At 48.3% G+C, this 16,426-nt stretch carries 16 protein-coding genes; 4 read left to right on the top strand and 12 right to left on the bottom strand.

What is annotated here, in order from left to right:
- Positions 1-69: 69 nt before the first annotated feature.
- Positions 70-549 carry a transcriptional regulator NrdR gene (gene nrdR, locus ASG16_RS14905; RefSeq protein ID WP_048031724.1) on the bottom strand — a complete coding sequence of 160 codons (480 nt, stop codon included), beginning with the start codon at positions 547-549 and terminating at the stop codon, positions 70-72.
- A gap of 137 nt (positions 550-686) precedes the next feature.
- Between nrdR and ASG16_RS14900 the strand changes: the two genes are divergently transcribed.
- Positions 687-1,820, top strand: a complete 1,134-nt coding sequence (locus ASG16_RS14900) for an HD-GYP domain-containing protein (protein WP_048031723.1) — start codon at positions 687-689, stop codon at positions 1,818-1,820.
- 61 nt (positions 1,821-1,881) lie between these two features.
- Here ASG16_RS14900 and ASG16_RS14895 read toward each other — a convergent pair whose 3' ends face one another.
- The 5 genes from ASG16_RS14895 to polA form a co-directional block, all read right to left on the bottom strand.
- Positions 1,882-2,928, bottom strand: coding sequence for a glyceraldehyde-3-phosphate dehydrogenase (locus tag ASG16_RS14895; protein WP_056496724.1), 1,047 nt, complete (start codon positions 2,926-2,928; stop codon positions 1,882-1,884).
- Between the two features lie 174 nt (positions 2,929-3,102).
- Positions 3,103-3,666 carry a lytic transglycosylase domain-containing protein gene (locus ASG16_RS14890; RefSeq protein ID WP_056496727.1) on the bottom strand — a complete coding sequence of 188 codons (564 nt, stop codon included), beginning with the start codon at positions 3,664-3,666 and terminating at the stop codon, positions 3,103-3,105.
- Positions 3,663-4,271 carry a dephospho-CoA kinase gene (coaE, locus tag ASG16_RS14885; RefSeq protein WP_048031720.1) on the bottom strand — a complete coding sequence of 203 codons (609 nt, stop codon included), beginning with the start codon at positions 4,269-4,271 and terminating at the stop codon, positions 3,663-3,665. The genes ASG16_RS14890 and coaE overlap by 4 nt, the downstream gene beginning before the upstream one ends.
- Positions 4,272-4,289: 18 nt before the next feature.
- A complete protein-coding gene (gene mutM / locus ASG16_RS14880; protein ID WP_056496729.1) occupies positions 4,290-5,120 on the bottom strand; it encodes a DNA-formamidopyrimidine glycosylase in 831 nt (276 codons plus the stop codon).
- A gap of 48 nt (positions 5,121-5,168) precedes the next feature.
- Positions 5,169-7,817: a DNA polymerase I gene (polA, locus tag ASG16_RS14875; RefSeq protein ID WP_056496733.1), complete on the bottom strand. Its 2,649-nt coding sequence runs from the start codon at positions 7,815-7,817 to the stop codon at positions 5,169-5,171.
- Between the two features lie 141 nt (positions 7,818-7,958).
- Between polA and ASG16_RS14870 the strand changes: the two genes are divergently transcribed.
- Positions 7,959-8,741 carry a divergent polysaccharide deacetylase family protein gene (locus tag ASG16_RS14870; RefSeq protein ID WP_241970762.1) on the top strand — a complete coding sequence of 261 codons (783 nt, stop codon included), beginning with the start codon at positions 7,959-7,961 and terminating at the stop codon, positions 8,739-8,741.
- On the opposite strand, the gene ASG16_RS14865 is transcribed toward ASG16_RS14870, so the two are convergent.
- Positions 8,712-9,455 (bottom strand): N-acetylmuramoyl-L-alanine amidase family protein, encoded by a 744-nt coding sequence (locus ASG16_RS14865; protein WP_056496739.1) that lies wholly within the window; start codon positions 9,453-9,455, stop codon positions 8,712-8,714. The two genes, ASG16_RS14870 and ASG16_RS14865, sit on opposite strands and share 30 nt — an antisense overlap.
- Before the next feature lie 130 nt (positions 9,456-9,585).
- Here ASG16_RS14865 and ASG16_RS14860 point away from each other — a divergent pair, with 130 nt between their 5' ends.
- Together ASG16_RS14860 and ASG16_RS30690 are read left to right on the top strand one after the other, a co-directional pair.
- Entirely contained in the window at positions 9,586-10,530 is a 945-nt protein-coding gene (locus ASG16_RS14860) for a DMT family transporter (protein WP_048031715.1), read from the top strand.
- Complete coding sequence (locus tag ASG16_RS30690; protein WP_157966774.1) at positions 10,493-10,633, top strand: hypothetical protein; 141 nt, start codon at positions 10,493-10,495, stop codon at positions 10,631-10,633. Before ASG16_RS14860 ends, ASG16_RS30690 begins: the two co-directional genes overlap by 38 nt.
- 60 nt (positions 10,634-10,693) lie before the next feature.
- Here the strand turns inward: ASG16_RS30690 and ASG16_RS14855 are convergent, their stop codons facing one another.
- The 5 genes from ASG16_RS14855 to ASG16_RS14830 form a co-directional block, all read right to left on the bottom strand.
- Positions 10,694-12,268 carry a DHA2 family efflux MFS transporter permease subunit gene (locus ASG16_RS14855; RefSeq protein ID WP_056496741.1) on the bottom strand — a complete coding sequence of 525 codons (1,575 nt, stop codon included), beginning with the start codon at positions 12,266-12,268 and terminating at the stop codon, positions 10,694-10,696.
- Positions 12,269-12,283: 15 nt separating this feature from the next.
- Positions 12,284-13,513 (bottom strand): efflux RND transporter periplasmic adaptor subunit, encoded by a 1,230-nt coding sequence (locus tag ASG16_RS14850; protein WP_056496744.1) that lies wholly within the window; start codon positions 13,511-13,513, stop codon positions 12,284-12,286.
- A 6-nt stretch (positions 13,514-13,519) separates the two neighbouring features.
- Positions 13,520-14,179: an HlyD family secretion protein gene (locus ASG16_RS14845; protein ID WP_056496747.1), complete on the bottom strand. Its 660-nt coding sequence runs from the start codon at positions 14,177-14,179 to the stop codon at positions 13,520-13,522.
- Between the two features lie 9 nt (positions 14,180-14,188).
- Complete coding sequence (locus ASG16_RS14840) at positions 14,189-14,617, bottom strand: MarR family winged helix-turn-helix transcriptional regulator (protein WP_012685124.1); 429 nt, start codon at positions 14,615-14,617, stop codon at positions 14,189-14,191.
- A gap of 807 nt (positions 14,618-15,424) precedes the next feature.
- Complete coding sequence (locus ASG16_RS14830) at positions 15,425-16,369, bottom strand: VanW family protein (protein ID WP_056496750.1); 945 nt, start codon at positions 16,367-16,369, stop codon at positions 15,425-15,427.
- Positions 16,370-16,426 lie beyond the last annotated feature (57 nt).

The raw sequence follows: 16,426 nt of genomic DNA, 5'->3' as shown, positions 1-16,426 counted from the left end.
CCAAAGAAGCCCTGGCGGATTGGCCGCAAGAGCGAGAGAGAAGGTGCGAGTCTGGTAGAAAAAGCTTATCTATTCTTTTGGAAACGAGCTGCTTCGCGCTTGTGCCAATAGCTCTTCCAGCTCTTTCATAAATACATTGATATCTTTGAATTGACGGTATACAGAGGCGAATCGCACATAGGCGACCTCATCGACATGGTATAAACGCTCCATGACCTTCTCCCCAACGTCATTGCTCGGGATCTCTGCTTGCCCGCAGCTACGCAGTTCTTTTTCAATGTCGTTCACTACATTTTCAAGCACTTCCAACGGTACAGGTCGCTTTTCGCAAGCACGCACCAACCCACGCAATATCTTGTCTCGACTGAATTCCTCGCGTGTTCCGTCCTTTTTTACAATTAACAAAGGTGTTTCTTCTACCATTTCAAAGGTAGTAAAACGGCGCTCGCAGGCTTCGCACTCACGGCGACGACGAATGGATTTATTATGATTGAAAGGACGTGAATCCAGGACTCTGGTCCCATTATATTCGCAAAATGGACAACGCATATCAGAATCAACTCCAATACTGACAATACTTGTCTACAGTGTCCCTCATATTCCTGTCAGAAGTCAAGTCAATCCTTGTACCTATTTAAAGCATAAGTCGAATGGAGTACAATTATGGTACTGTTGGAGGGATAGTCATGCGTTTAGTATCTTTAAAGCACCTACAGCCAGGAATGAAATTGGGACGTACGGTCTTCACAGATGATGGAAAGGTGCTACTTGGAACCGGTATGCAATTAACGGAGCGACTCATCTCCGGATTAGAGCGAGCTGGTGTTGATTCGGTGTATATCGATGATCCCCGCACCAATGACATCGTTGTGGAAGAAGTAATTCGCCCGCAAACCAGACAAGTAGCTGTGGAAGCCATCGAGAAGACGATCAAACAAATTACAAACTCAAACAAGCTGGCCCGGAAAATTTCCTTAAAAGAAATGGGCCTTCATTTTCAGCGTGCCTTTAGTTCTATTTTGGACGACCTGATGCAAAACAAGCAAATGGTTGGACATTTGACGACGATCTCTTCTCATTCGCCATCCCTATACCATCACTCCGTGAATGTGGCTGTGCTGGCGACTGCTGTGGGCATGTCTCTGGGCTACAATCGCACACAGCTCATAAACTTAGGGGTAGGCGCCATGCTGCACGATATCGGCAAAGTGAGCCTGCCTGAAGAGCTGTTGCTAAAAACAGAGCGTTGGACAGACGAAGAGAAGGAAATCGCCAAACAGCACACGATGCTTGGCTTTAATTTGTTGCGAAAGCAGCATGACATCTCGCTTTTGTCAGCACACGTCTGCTTGCAGCACCATGAACGGCTAAATGGAAGCGGCTATCCACAGGGATTATCCGGCAAACAAATTCACGAATTTGCACAAATCGTCGGTCTCTGTGATATTTATGACTCATTGACTTCCCCACGTCCATGGCGCAAGCGGTACATGCCACAAGATGCTGTCGAGTACCTACTAGGCTCTGGCGGTACGCTGTTCGAGCATCATCTCGTAAATGCCTTTATCAAGCATATTGCTATCTTCCCGATTGGAAGCAGCGTCGTTTTGAATACCGGAGAAGTCGGGGTAGTGAGTCGGGTTGACCCAGACTATTCGCATCGTCCCACTGTACGAGTGTTAAAGGACGGCCGAGGAAACGATGTCCCTAGCCCTTATGACCTCGATCTCAAGGCGAACATCCGACTTTTTATTGTTGGCTTTGAAGATGATGATCTGTTTAACGTGAACTCATTAGAAGAATCTCCTACCTCATCGTAAATACGAAGCAACCAAAAACCCCTTTGCTCGAAATTCGGCAAAGGGGTTTTGTTTATGCTACTTATTTTACACCAACAGCGGCTGCTTCTTTTGTTGCAGCTTGATTGTGCTGCTCGGACACGTGGCGAACCAAGTCTACGACTCGGCAGGAGTAGCCCCACTCGTTATCGTACCAAGCAATCACTTTCACCTGATTGTCTCCCATTACCATCGTAGACAGACCGTCGATGATCGAGGAGTGGTCGTTGCCATTGAAATCGCTGGATACGAGCGGCTCGTCGCAGAACTCGAGGTAGCCTTTCATGCTGCCTTCGCTCGCTTCACGCAGGACACGGTTTACTTCGTCCAATGTAACAGGCTTCTTCGTATTGATCACCAAGTCTACTACAGATACGTTTGGAGTTGGTACGCGAAGTGAAAATCCATTCAGCTTGCCATTCAATTCTGGCAGAACGATTCCTACTGCACGAGCAGCTCCTGTCGTCGTTGGAATGATGGACTCGCTAGCTGCACGTGCACGACGAAGGTCTTTATGCGGATTGTCGAGATTCACCTGATCGTTTGTAAACGAGTGAATGGTAGTCATGAGACCTTGTTCGATACCGAATGCATCGTTGAGTACTTTTGCCACAGGTGCGAGACAGTTGGTCGTGCAGGAAGCATTGGAGATAATGTGGTGATTCGCATGGTCGTAGGTGCCTTCGTTTACACCCATTACGATTGTCACGTCTTCTTCTTTGGCTGGTGCTGTAATGACAACTTTTTTCGCACCGCTTTGCAGGTGCTTGCCAGCGCCTTCGCGATTGTTGAACTTGCCTGTAGCTTCTACAACGATTTCTACTCCGAGGTCACCCCAAGGCAGCTTCAGCGGATCACGGTCAGACAGGACAACTGTTGCTTTTCCATCTACGATAATCTTGTTGTCTTGGACTTCTATTTTATTTTGCAGGCGTCCGTGGATCGTGTCATATTTCAACAAATGTGCAAGCGTCTCCGCTGGATAGCTGGCGTTGATTGCAACGATTTCAATGTTGGGGTCCTGGATAGCGCGGCGGAATACCATGCGGCCAATTCGTCCGAAACCATTAATACCGATTTTAATTGTCATATATAGAAACCCCTTTCGAATTGAGTTACGCTTATCTGATACTTTTATTATAATAAGTATGACACAATTATCAATGTGTTTTACTGAAAAATAAATATTTGGACGATTTACCCTACCCAAAAAAAGAGGAAAAAGCCGCTCTCTTATCAGTAAGAAAGCGGCTTTTCATGATTTTTAACGTAATTGAAAGTCGTATATATTTTTGTAACGATCATGATAATAGAGCACTCGCTGGACATATTGACGGGTCTCCCCATATGGAATGTCCTCAATTGTGTCTCGAGATCCGTTCCATTGCTCACTCGCAAGCCATCCGTTCACTTTGCCCGGACCGGCATTGTAGGCGGCAATGACTTTGACGATATCGCCATCATAGCGGGACAGCAAAAAATCGAGATACCATGTCCCAATCTCGATGTTCATGACAGGGTCGTACAAGTATTCGCTGTCCTTTGGACGGAAGCCAGCCTCCTTGACGATCCACTGCGCTGTATCCGGCATAATTTGCATGAGCCCGACCGCACCTTTTTTCGATACGCGATCTGTCGCAAACCCACTCTCGGAACGAATGACGGCCAATACCAAATGAGGGTCCACCTCATATTTTAGTGCAGTAGTCACAATCTGTTGCTCATATTTGATCGGGTACATCCATTTCCACACCACTGGCGTGTTTAGCAGCAGAAATACACTCGCCAAAACGAGCAGGATCAATGCTGCACGTTTGCCAAAACTCATGATTGACGCTCCGATCGAATCGCGGCCAATACGGCCTCCACTTGACGCTCGGTTTCTTCACGCGAACCAGAATTATCGATCAAAAAGTCTGCGCCTTGCTTCTTTTGATCAATGGGAAACTGCGCCCGCAGTCTTTTTCGTGCCTGTTCTTCTTCCAATTCGTCGCGCTCCAGCATTCTCGCCAATTGCATCTCGTAGGGCGCATAGACGACCACGATTTTTTCTACCATATGTGTAAGCTTGCTTTCATACAGCAGAGGGATGTCCATAAAGACGATCTCGGCTCCATTCGCTTCCGCTGCTTCGGCCTCTTCCCGCATGACGCGGCGTACCTCGGGATGGACGATGGCGTTCAGCTTTTGACGCTCGGACTCGTCCGAAAACACGATTTCACCTAGTTTTTTCCGATCAATTTGACCATCTTCCAATAGGATTTCTCTTCCAAAATGGCGCACGATCGCTTCATAGGCCAGTTTACCTGGTTCTACGACCTCTCTGGCGATTTGGTCAGCGTCAATGACAGGAATTCCGCGCTCTCGAAGCATACCTGTCACTGTGCTTTTCCCAGTGGCAATTCCGCCTGTTAACCCTAGTATCATGCCCATCCTCCTCCCTTGGTCGAACTACGATAACTTTTGGCAGTCCGGGCAAATATGCGTCCCTCTGCCGCCGACTACAAACCGAATGATTTCGGCCCCGCACTTGGTACACGACTCGTCTTTTCGTCCATAAACCAATAGAGATTGCTGGAACATGCCCATCTCGCCTTGTCCGTTCACATACGACTTGATGGAGCTACCACCTTGTTCTACCGCTTCTTGCAAAGTAGAGACGATGCTTTCGTGCAGTCGGACAACTTCTTTATCTGTCAGCTTTCCTGCTGGTTTCTCCGGATGAATGCCTGCTTTAAAGAGTGACTCGTCCACATAAATATTCCCCAGTCCTACAATACATTCCTGGTTTAGGAGAAGCGGCTTAATTTTTGTTGGCCGTCCTTTTAACAATTTCCCCAAAACTTCAGGAGTGAAACTTTTATCTAGCGGTTCTACCCCCAGTTTTGCCAAAGGTCCGACGGTTGTTTCCTTCCCCTTGGGGAACAAATCCATCGTCCCGAACTGGCGAACATCCCGATAACGCAGCTCCGATCCATCCGTAAAATGGAAGACGACATGGGTATGCTTCTCAACGGGATCATCCGCTTGATACACGCCATAGCGCCCTTCCATACGCAGATGGGACACGAGCACATCCTCGTTTAGGAAAAACTGAATGAATTTTGCCCGCCGTTGGATATCCTGAATGGTTTGTCCCACCAAGAGAGATTTGAAAGCTTCCACGTCATCTGGCTGACGCACAATACGCGCCAAATGAACACTTACTTTCTCTATCGTTTTTCCCATAACCAAGCCACGCAGAGTCCGTACGACGGTTTCTACCTCCGGCAATTCTGGCATATGCCCTCCTCCTCTCGTTGTCTATCCATCTTTATGTTCTAGGCATGCCTACTTCGCATCGTACCAGGTACGTCCGTCACTGACGTCCACCTTGAGTGGCACATTGAGGGACAGCGCACTCTCCATCACTTCTGGTACCAGCTTGCGCATGACTTCCAGCTCATTTTCTGGCACTTCAAATACAAGCTCATCGTGCACCTGCAAAAGCATGCGGCTAGCGAGACCTTTCTCCTCGATTGCCTCCTGCATGCGAATCATCGCCAGCTTGATCACATCGGCAGCAGTACCCTGGATCGGCGTGTTCATTGCAGTACGCTCGGCAAACGAACGCAGGTTGAAGTTGCTGCTGCGAATATCAGGCAGGTAGCGACGGCGGTTCAACAAGGTCGTCACATAGCCATCCGCCTTCGCCTGTTGGACAATCTCGTCCATCCAACGCTTCACACCGGAGAAGACATCAAAGTAACGTTCAATGAAGTCCCCGGCTTCTTTACGGGTAATATTGAGGTTTTGCGACAGACCGTAATCGCTGATGCCATATACGATCCCGAAGTTGACCGCTTTGGCCTGACGGCGCATCAGCGAGGTCACTGCTTCCTCACTCACACCAAATACGTCCATAGCGGTGCGGGTATGAATATCCATTCCTTTTTGGAAGGCGTCAATCAAATTTTCGTCTTGCGAAATGTGGGCCAAAATCCGCAGCTCAATCTGGGAATAGTCGGCCGCCAGCATGTACCAGCCGTCCTCTGACGGGATAAACGCCTCGCGAATCTTGCGTCCTTCTTCCATGCGGATCGGGATATTTTGCAGATTCGGGTCCGTACTGGACAGGCGCCCTGTCGCCGTAGTCGCTTGGTTGTAAAGCGTATGCACCTTGCTCGTCTTCGTATGGATTTCCTTGGTCAAGCCCTCAATATACGTAGAGCGGAGCTTGCCGAGCTGACGGAAGGTCAGAATCGCATCGATGATCGGATGGTACGGGGCGAGTTTCTCCAATACATCTGCACTGGTCGAAGGTCCTGTTTTGGTCTTTTTCAGTACAGGCAGAGACAAGCGGTCAAACAAGATTTCACCCAATTGCTTCGGCGAGTTGATGTTGAATGCCCCACCCGCCAGCTCGTAAATCTGATCTGTCAGACCCGCGAGCTTTTGGTCCAAGTCTTCCCCCATTTGCACGAGGCGCTCACTGTTTACCTTCACGCCTTGCTTTTCCATGAGAGCCAGTACCATACTCAGCGGGGCTTCCAATTCGCCGAGCAGCTTTTCCATTTCGTTTTCCGCCAACTGCTCGCGCAGTACAGGCACGCTCTGCCAGATGGCTGCCGCTTTATGTGCCACATGCTCGCTCAGCACGTCCATTTCAGGAACAAGACGTTTGGCACCCTTTCCGTATACCTCTTCATCTGACAGTACCCGTGTCTGTGCGTATTGGGCCGCAATGCTGTCCAGGGTCGGGTTGCTCTCAGCCGCATTCAGCAGGTAAGAAGCGAGGTACACATCAAAACTGATGCCTTTTATCGTCAAATCATGCCAAGCTGTTCCAACCGTATCTCGCTTGCCGTCAAATACCCACTTCTCCTTCGCCGGATCAGCCAGCCACTCACAGAGCACCTTCCACTCCTTGGCTACATCCCACGGAACGAACATCACCGTATCTTCCGCAGCCAGTCCAATTCCGAGGAATGGCGCATGGTGATAGTTTTCCCCATCCATTTCGATGTAAAGAGCCATTGGAGAAGTCAGCTTGGACTCGTACGCCGCTTTGTTTTCCTCTGAAATCATCTCAAACGAAAACGGCTTGGCGTCTGCTTGTCCGCTTCCATCTGCTGGCTGTACCACTTTGATCTTGGACAAGAGCGATTTGAACTCCATCTTTTTAAAGAATTCGCTAAGAGGTACACCATCATAGCCTTCATAGCCAGTTTCTTGCACATCCAGCTCCACTGGCGCTTCACGCAAAATGGTTGCCAAGGCTTTACTCATGTTTGCCTTGTCTACATTCTCACGCAGGTTCTCTTGCAGCTTTTTGCCCGAGATTTTATCGATGTTTTCCAGTACTTGCTCGACAGAGCCGTATTCGTGCAGCAGCTTCAGCGCTGTTTTTTCCCCGACACCTGGGACACCTGGAATGTTGTCGGACGAATCGCCCATCAAGCCTTTCAGATCAATTATTTGCAGCGGCTTAAGGCCGTACTTTTCGTTAATTTCTTGCGGAGTGTACAGCTCGATTTCGCTGACACCCTTGCGCGTCAAAGCGACGGATACATGCTCAGACACGAGCTGGAGCATATCTTTGTCTCCGGTAATGACAGTCGTTTTCCAAGCCTGCTCATCAGCCTGCTTCGTCAACGTACCGATAATGTCATCCGCCTCGTAGCCTTCCAGCTCGAAGCGTTTGATTGAGAAGGCATCCAACAGCTCCCGAATCAGTGGAAACTGTTCAGACAGCTCCGGCGGAGTTTTGCTGCGTCCCCCTTTGTACTCTGCATACTCGCTATGGCGAAACACGACTTTTCCCGCGTCAAAAGCAACCATGATATGCGTCGGCTTCATTTCCTCCAACACTTTTAACAGCATAGTCGTAAAGCCCAGCACTGCGTTCGTATGCAGTCCTGCCGATGTGGACAATAAAGGGAGCGCATAAAACGCCCGGTTCGCAACACTGTTTCCATCAATCAACACAAAATGACTCAAGGAATTCGACCCCTCTCGTTACAAAACTACTATCTTTAATCGTAACATAGGGCAAACATCAAAGCCAAGCTGTAGATATGGCGGGTAAAGCACAAGGTGATTGTACAGACTATGAAAAAAATGGACAAGGAAGGTGATCTTATGTATGGGAGGAAATTGATTCCGCTCCTGCTCACGCTTTTTCTTTCCCTTGGGGCGATTCCAGTGGCTGCTACCCCCAATCCAGCCCCTGAGCCCTCTGTCAAAAAGCTGATGGCATTTGTCATTGATGACTTCGGGAACAACATGCAAGGGACGGAGGAAATATTATCGATGCCAGTCCCTCTGACCGTTGCCGTCATGCCGTTTCTTCCGAGCACGAAGCAGGATGCCGAGCTCGCCCATCAAAAAGGACATGATGTACTCGTTCACATGCCGATGGAGCCGATGAAAGGAAAACGCTCCTGGCTCGGACCGGGAGCCATTACGGCTGATCTGTCTGACGATGAGATTCGCAGTCGTGTGGAAAAAGCGATTGACGATGTGCCACATGCGATTGGCATGAACAACCATATGGGCTCAAAAATAACGGCTGACGAGCGAATCATGCGCATCATCATGAAGGTCGTCAAGGAGCGTGGGCTCATTTACCTGGATAGCAAAACCACTGATAAAAGCGTGGCTGCGAAAATAGCGGCTGAAATGGGCGTGCCCCATGCAGTGAATCAAATTTTTCTCGATGACGTATACTCTGTCCCACATATTACAAAGCAAATGGAGCTCGTCTGCAAACGAATCCACAATCATCCCATATGTATCGCGATAGGCCATGTTGGGCCTCCTGGCAAGAAAACAGCCTCCGTTCTGCGCCAGTACATCCCGCGAATTCAGAAGGAGGCCGAATTTGTAACCATTTCAAAGCTTATCCAGCAAACTGCCCATTAATTTTCGCCACCAGCTCTCCTTCACACGAGCCTCCGTTTCCAGATTTCCCGACAGCTTTACGTACTCGCTCACGGCTTCTGTAATGGCCTGAGCGATTTTTTCTTGTGCTTTGGGATTCGTTAACATTTCGCGGTCATGTGCATTGCTGATAAAACCCATCTCCACGATGACAGACGGACAGTAGTTGTGACGCAGCATGTAGTACGTCTTCCCCCTGACTGGCTGGTTGTTCGTCCCTGTCAGCTTGTTCAGCGAGTTTTGCAGCAGTTCTGCCAGCATATAGCTTTGTTCGGTATCTTGGTACAAAAGAATGGCACCCCGTCGCCGCGGATTAGACGCCCAGTTTACATGAAGGCTAAGCAACATTTGGGGACCGATCTCCTTTGCCAAATTCTTCCTCTGTGCCAAATCCCGAATATGCCTCGATCGGTTGTCCAACCACCGATTCTCATCGCTCAGTGCGATATCTTTGTTCCGATTCAAGGCCACCGTATAGCCAGCTTCTGTCAACTTTTGGTACAGTTGTTTGGCAATTTGCAGATTGATGTTCTTTTCGTACAAATCCCCATAAGAAGTTCCCGAATCTACGCCCCCATGACCAACATCAATCAAAATGTGAAATGGCGTGAGCGGCAATGCCTCGCTTCGCGTCGGGATACAGATGAGGATAAGTATGAAGGCAGCGATTCGGAAGATAGCCTGTAAGTTTCTCATGCCTGTAGGATAACCGGATTGAAAAGAAACCTTTCAGGTGGCAAGGTACACATAACATTGTGAATTTTTTAATCCAACTGTACAATTACAATAATGAACCATGATCTTACCCGCATAAGAAGGTGTACTAATGAATCAATCTTTGGAAAAACCGTTATTTCCCCCGTATTTGGCTCTCTTAATCGGGGTGATCGCCATTTCCTCTTCTGCAATCTTTGTAAAGCTATCGGATGCACCTGCTCCGATTATCGCTACGTATCGCCTGATTTTTTCTGTTCTCTTAACGCTTCCTTTTTTATTCTGGAATCGTGGTGCCATCGCAGAGATTGGAAAAATGTCCAAAAAGGTGTGGCTACTCTGTATTTTATCCGGGGCCTTTTTGGCAAGCCACTTTCTGCTGTGGTTTGAATCGCTGAACTACACGTCTGTAGCCAGTTCTACGGTGCTCGTTACGTTGCAGCCATTATTTGCATTCATCGGCGGTTATTTCTTTTTTGGAGAAAAAGTTCGATTTCTGGCTCTATCCGGCGGCTTGCTGGCGATTGTGGGAAGCTTCGTGATTGGCTGGGGAGATTTTCAAGTAGGCGGCATGGCTTTATGGGGAGATTTCCTCGCATTGATGGGAGCTGTCACCGTGACGGGCTACTGGTTGGTCGGGCAGTACGTTCGCCAGCATCTGTCCTCCTTTGCCTACACACTCGTCGTTTATACAGCTACCAGCGTGATACTGGTTGCCTATGATCTGGCTCTCGGGTATTCGCTCGTCGGTTACCCTGCGGCGGATTGGGGATGGTTCTTCTGTCTCGCCCTGTTCCCGACCTTGCTTGGACATTCTATTTTTAACTGGATCATTAAATGGCTCAATACGACGACGATATCTATGGGAATTTTGGGTGAACCGATCGGGACTGCGATTCTCGCTTACTTTATCTTGGGCGAAGTGGTAACGCCTCCGCAATGGATCGGTGGCTTGATCATTATCGCCGGCATTTATGTGTTCATTCGTTTTAACCAACCTGCTAAAGGAGTGTCCTCCATTGAACAAGCAACCGGAGAACCGAAAAAGCTTGCGTGAATTCGTCAAGGGACTGAGTATTTGGGCGAAAATTGGCTGGACAATTCTTCTTGGCTATATCGCAGGACGGATTCTGTACTGGTTATTTAAAATGATGTCCTAACAGGCAAAGGGGCAATTCCTAAGAAGTCTTCGATAAGACTTGCGGAATTGCCCCTTGCTATTAAGCTGTTGCCTTTTCGGTTGCTGGCACCTGTTGCGTTTTTTTCGGCTTTTTATGCAGGAAGTACAGAAGTGGAATCGAGAGGACAATAGGGATCACTGAGACGAGGAAAGTATCCCCGATGCCTTGGACCAACGATTCTTTTGCCATCATTCCGTACAAAATCGCGCTGGCTCCCCCCGTCGCACTCGCCGCATCTACCCCTACTTGTGCATACATTCCTGAAATACCACTGATAAACTGCGTCGCCATATCCGTATTCAAGTTGTCAGAGATGGAAGCCATGTGGAAATTTTGACGCGCCTGCATGATCACTGTCAAAATCGCAATGGCAAACGAGCTCATGACCTGACGCAATACGTTGGAAAGCGGAGAGGCATCCCCCACACTTGTACGCGGAACGGCGTTCATCCCTACGGTAGACAGCGTCATCATGCACAATCCGATTCCAATCCCGCGAATGGTTAAGATCATATCGATCCACGAGTGCATGCTGTCAGCAGATAGATTGTGCAGTTCAAACGTCGTGACGCTCATAATGGTCAAGCCGATCAATCCAATTGGTCCAATCCCGTATTTATCCATCAGCTTCCCGCTGATTGGCATCATGATCGCCATGGCAATCGATTGCGGCATCAACAGGATTCCAGACTCCATAGCCGTCAATCCCTGAATGTTTTGGAGGAAGATCGGCATCAGGAAGATACCGCCCATCATCCCCATCATGACGAAGCCAGAAGTCAAAATGCTAATGGTGAAGGTAGGAATCTTCAAAAGCCGTAGATCGAGCAGCGGAGTTTCTTTCCCCAGTTCCACCCAAACAAACAGGATCAAGCTCATCACGGCAACGAAAAACAGACTGACGATGAAAAAGGAGGTCCAGCCCTCTGCTTGCCCTTTACTTAAAGCGAGCAACAGCGTCCCGAAACCGACGATGGCAAGAAATGCTCCCAGAAAGTCGAACTTTAACTCTGGTTTTTTCGGCGTTTCCTTGAGCAGAACGATACTCATGATTACCGCAAAAATACCAAAGGGTACACCGACTAGAAAAAGAAATTGCCAGCTTAAAAATTCGATGAGATATCCACCCAATGTCGGGCCCAACGCCGGGGCAGTCATGGAAGCAATCCCGAATATCCCCAAGGCCATTCCGATCTTTTCACGCGGAACGATCATGTAAATCATCGACATCCCGATTGGCATGATCATCCCCCCGCTGACACCTTGCACGACGCGAAAGGCAATCAGCGAAGAGTCACTCCACGCCAAGGCACACAGAATGGACGAAAAAGTAAACGCGGATAAGGAGAGTACAAATATTTTTTTCGCCCCGAATTTGGCAGACAACGAGCCGCTCATGGGAATCATGACGGCGTTTGCCAGCATATATCCGGTCAATACCCACTGCATGGTCTCAGTAGTCGAACCAAAAATATTGACCATGGCAGGCAGGGCAACGTTAATCAAGCTATTGTTCAGAATCGCAACGAAGGTTCCTGAGAGGATGGCGAGAAGAGACAGCCACATGCCGCTGTTCCCGCTTTTCTCCTCTCGGTGTGCCACCGCTTCCGCCATGTGTCAACACCCCCGTTAGTTTGCGATCACCTTACTGCCCTCGGACAGTTTGTCTGTCGGGTTCAGTACAATTTGATCATTGTCTTTGACGCCATTCGTGACAGTTGTCCAGTCGCCGCTTGCGTTTTCCACCGCTACTTCCACCTGGTGTACAACATTGTCGTTTACGGTATAGACGTAATGCTTGCTGTCCTTTTCCAGCACGGCTGACGTCGGTAATTTTGTTCCTGGTGTTGCCTGGCCTTGGAGCATGACCTCTGCTACCATCCCTGCGCGCAGCAAGCCGTCCTGATTATTTACCTTCACTTTGACTGGGAAAGAACTGCTGTTGGTATCCGAAATCGGAGAGACAAACTCAACGGTGCCTTTCAGCACCTTCCCACCGAGACTGCCTACCTTCACATCAACAGTAGAACCGACCTTCACTTGGTTGATTTGGGTTTCCGGTACGCTTGCTTCTACTTTGACATCTGCCATATTCACTAGCACCATGAGAGGTGTCCCGGCTGCTGCCATTTCTCCCGGATCAACCGAACGCTTGGCTACGATACCTGTGATTGGCGCACGAATAATGGTATTGTCATAATTGCTTTTCGCCAGCTCCAGATTGGAGCCCAAACGGCTTACTTCTGCTTGCAGAGCCGCTACCGTGTCGGCAGTTGGGCCTGCTTTTGCCAGATCGTATTGGGCTTGCGCTTGTTCAAGACCTGTGCGTGCCTTTTCCAATTCAAGCGAAGATTTCTCCAGCTCAGCTTGGGACAATGCGCCTGCATCAAACAGTGCTTTCATCCGATTGTAATTGCTCTCGACCACCTTCAGGCTGGCTTCTGCCTGCGTGACAATACTTCCAAGCTGCGTCAACTGCTCATTGCGTGCACCTGCTTTCGTATCTCTCAGCTTTGCCTGAGCGCCTGAAATGGCGGCCTGTGCCTGATTGATCTGCTGCTGATAATCGGCTGCCTCCAGCGTGACCAGAACATCGCCTTGCTTGACGACTGCACCTTCTTTTACCTTCACGCTCGCTGCTTTTCCAGATACTTTAGTAACGACTTGGATCTCCTCAGATGCTGCCACCTTACCATTGGCGATGACGCCCGTAGAGGCAGAGGTCACCTTCCACGTCTTCACGACAGGAACGTTCTCGCTCGTTTGCGATGCAGAAGATGTCTCGCTACAGCCCGACGCAATAAGCGAAACGGCCGCCATGACTGCAGCGATTGTTTTCCATTGTGCTGTCTTTTTCATGCTTGATTACATCTCCTTCACGTGCACTTTGATCTCGGCGTTCAGTCCGGCCACAAGGTCCAGACCTGCTGTGTCATCTATGGCGATTTTGATCGGGATACGCTGGGTTACCTTGGTGAAGTTCCCGCTCGTATTAGCCGCTGGCATCAATGAAAATGTAGAATTCGTCGCCTTTCCGATCTCCATCAAATGACCGCCCAATTTCTTACCTGGGTAAGCGTCAATCGTAAAATCGACTTTTTGGCCGAGTTTCAACCGTTCGATCTCAGTCTCTTCCAAATTGGCGGAGATGTACAATTTGCTTTCGTCAATCACGAGAGCTACCGATTGCCCTGTCGAAACAATCTCTCCCTCTTTTGCTTGCGTTTTAATCACGGTACCTGTAATAGGAGAACGCAATACGCTGTTTTCCAGCATCGTCGTTGCTACGTTAGTTGTATCTTGCTGCCCTACGATTTGGTCCGCTATAACGGTGTCGCCTTCTTTGACAGCGAGCCCGGTCAGTTTGCCTGTCATTTTTGGCATGACGCGATAAATGTCTCCCGCTATCCGAGCATCTTGTGTGGTCACATAATGCGTACCTTGATACCAATAGTAGTAACCGATTCCTCCACCACCTGCCACGAACAGGAGCAAAATGACATACAAAACCAGTTTTCGCTTCATGGTTTCTCCTCAACTTTCTCGTTCTTCTAGTTTCGCAATCAATGTTTCCATCGACTGAATAATGATGTCTAAATCCTCATCGGAAAATCCATGGAAAATACGCTTGTAAAAGTTCTCTGAGAAAAAATCAACCTTTGCGAACAGCTCGGAAATCTTCGGTGTTTTACGAATCCAGACAACACGCCGGTCATTCTCATCACGTACGCGCTCTACGAGTTGTTCTCGTTCCAAACGATCTATGATGCCAGAAACGGTGCTGTACGATAAATCCACGGCTTTGCTTATCTGACCGATCGTTTTGGGATCAGGATGTATTTCTCGAATGACCATTAGCTGAGGGACAGTCACACCATATTGGGACAGTTCTTTTGTGGCCATTGTTCCAAATGTCTTGTTCAACCGTTTTAACAAGTCCCGAATATGCAGTGATTTATTCATAGCGCACTCCTTTCTTAAGTAATATTTCGTGTACGAAATTTATCACATGAAAACTATACGATGTTTTTTTATCCGTGGCAACTATTTCTTTAGGTTAAACTTTAACTAGGCAAGCTTTTAAAAGCAGTCGTTGGTCGGGCTGTAGTGGTGGGGAGGAAACAGGAGAAAACGCTCAGCTTCTAGGTCCACCCGCTGGGGGGTGACTGCCCGGCTCCATGAAAAAAAAGCGAAACCCGCGTCCAAAGTCGTCCATTCAGGGGGTGTCTCAGAGGTGGACGCTAAGAGCTTGTTTCTCTTTTTTTCATTACCTCGGTCGGTGTCCCTAAGATCTTCGCTTATTTCTCCTGTTTCCTTGACGGACTGAGTAATGTTCGATGCTAAAAAGATTTGTTACTTATTTGATTTCTGTTTTATTAAGCCAATAATGAATAATTGCAATGTAATAATTACACTTGATATTATCCAGATAAAAACTGCAGTACTTGCAAGCCAAGTGAAAATTAGATACGTCGCAACAGTAATTAGAAGAAAATAAACAATATATTTCATGTTATCACCCCAACAAAAAAGTGCTGACAAGACGATTTTATGATGTTATGTAAATTTTTTTCAAAATCTTCTATAGAAAGTTACGACAGAGAAGAATATTTACAGACGTAGCGACTTGTGGAGTCCTACCGAGCGGAGAAGGGACTTGCGGACAGTATTGACCCCCAGCAGGATGGAGCCTGGAGCCTAGACTGGAAATATTCTTCACCCCACAGCAGCCTCGTACCCAAGACGTAAAAAAACCGACACTCCCTACCATCAAGGGATTGTCGGTCCATTCTCATTCAAAATAGATGGAGCATCCGGTGTTTCCTCAGGGGTCGCGCGGCGTACGCTTGGTACATTTCGTGGCTCATGCTCCATTTCTGGAAAAGAGTGAACCGTCACGTACATGCTTCCATTGGTCGCAATCGCCCGGATCAAGACGGGATAAGCGTATTTGTTTTGAAATACAAAATCGGGGCCGTACCAGCTCACGGTCGCATCACGGCCTGGAGGTACGTACGCTACGTTTCGGCTGTGAGAATAGCGCTGCATAATATGCAAACCTGCCTGATCTACCGCATTGAACAAAGTAGACGATACTTGGCAGATTCCTCCCCCAATGCCTTCCGACAACTCTCCCCTGACAATAATGGGTGCCTGCAAATACCCTTTTTCTTTCGTACGCTGGCCCACTACCTTATTAAAAGAAAAAATTTCTCCTGGCAATACGACGTAATTGTTAATCGCCTGTGAGGCGAGCTTGATGTTGTGTACTCGATTCCAGTTACCTGCATTGAAGTAGGTCGCATATTGTCCGATCTTTTTTTTACGAACCTGACTCATGAGCGCTGTATCTACCTTTGGGAATACCTCTTTGTAGCTTACATTTATGCTTGCGGCTCCCGCACCGTAAAAATAATCGTAAAAACGTGCGCGAAATGTCAGGTCATCTAACCTTCTTCCCCTGGTTTCCGGAACGATGGCTCCGGCGTTATTAATCGTCGCATTGATGGGCTCAATGTGCGCTTTTTTCGCCAACTCTTCCACCATTCGCGCAAGCTTGCTTTCATCAACCAAAGGAACTCCATCAAAGGGAAGAGAATAATCAGCCCGATTGAGAATAGCTACCGTCTTGTTCTCCATCTCTATCTGCAAAAAATTCGTTGGGTCGAGGGGATTGATTAACAGTAACAGAGCTAACTTCATAGCAAAACCCATCCGGCTGCTCACCTCCATTCTCCAACAACGATCATCTTCTGTTATTGTAGTATAAGC

It is taken from the genome of Brevibacillus sp. Leaf182 (assembly GCF_001423865.2).
Taxonomy (GTDB): Bacteria; Bacillota; Bacilli; order Brevibacillales; family Brevibacillaceae; genus Brevibacillus; species Brevibacillus brevis_C.
This window is presented reverse-complemented; position numbering and strand designations above follow the sequence as displayed.

What these genes read in the sequence shown, in the direction of transcription:
- nrdR (WP_048031724.1), bottom strand. Translation starts at nt 549, where the DNA reads ATGCGTTGTCCATTTTGCGAATATAATGGGACCAGAGTCCTGGATTCA.
- ASG16_RS14900 (WP_048031723.1), top strand. Translation starts at nt 687, where the DNA reads ATGCGTTTAGTATCTTTAAAGCACCTACAGCCAGGAATGAAATTGGGA.
- ASG16_RS14895 (WP_056496724.1), bottom strand. Translation starts at nt 2,928, where the DNA reads ATGACAATTAAAATCGGTATTAATGGTTTCGGACGAATTGGCCGCATG.
- ASG16_RS14890 (WP_056496727.1), bottom strand. Translation starts at nt 3,666, where the DNA reads ATGAGTTTTGGCAAACGTGCAGCATTGATCCTGCTCGTTTTGGCGAGT.
- coaE (WP_048031720.1), bottom strand. Translation starts at nt 4,271, where the DNA reads ATGGGCATGATACTAGGGTTAACAGGCGGAATTGCCACTGGGAAAAGC.
- mutM (WP_056496729.1), bottom strand. Translation starts at nt 5,120, where the DNA reads ATGCCAGAATTGCCGGAGGTAGAAACCGTCGTACGGACTCTGCGTGGC.
- ASG16_RS14870 (WP_241970762.1), top strand. Translation starts at nt 7,959, where the DNA reads ATGTATGGGAGGAAATTGATTCCGCTCCTGCTCACGCTTTTTCTTTCC.
- ASG16_RS14865 (WP_056496739.1), bottom strand. Translation starts at nt 9,455, where the DNA reads ATGAGAAACTTACAGGCTATCTTCCGAATCGCTGCCTTCATACTTATC.
- ASG16_RS14860 (WP_048031715.1), top strand. Translation starts at nt 9,586, where the DNA reads ATGAATCAATCTTTGGAAAAACCGTTATTTCCCCCGTATTTGGCTCTC.
- ASG16_RS14855 (WP_056496741.1), bottom strand. Translation starts at nt 12,268, where the DNA reads ATGGCGGAAGCGGTGGCACACCGAGAGGAGAAAAGCGGGAACAGCGGC.
- ASG16_RS14850 (WP_056496744.1), bottom strand. Translation starts at nt 13,513, where the DNA reads ATGAAAAAGACAGCACAATGGAAAACAATCGCTGCAGTCATGGCGGCC.
- ASG16_RS14845 (WP_056496747.1), bottom strand. Translation starts at nt 14,179, where the DNA reads ATGAAGCGAAAACTGGTTTTGTATGTCATTTTGCTCCTGTTCGTGGCA.
- ASG16_RS14840 (WP_012685124.1), bottom strand. Translation starts at nt 14,617, where the DNA reads ATGAATAAATCACTGCATATTCGGGACTTGTTAAAACGGTTGAACAAG.
- ASG16_RS14830 (WP_056496750.1), bottom strand. Translation starts at nt 16,369, where the DNA reads ATGGGTTTTGCTATGAAGTTAGCTCTGTTACTGTTAATCAATCCCCTC.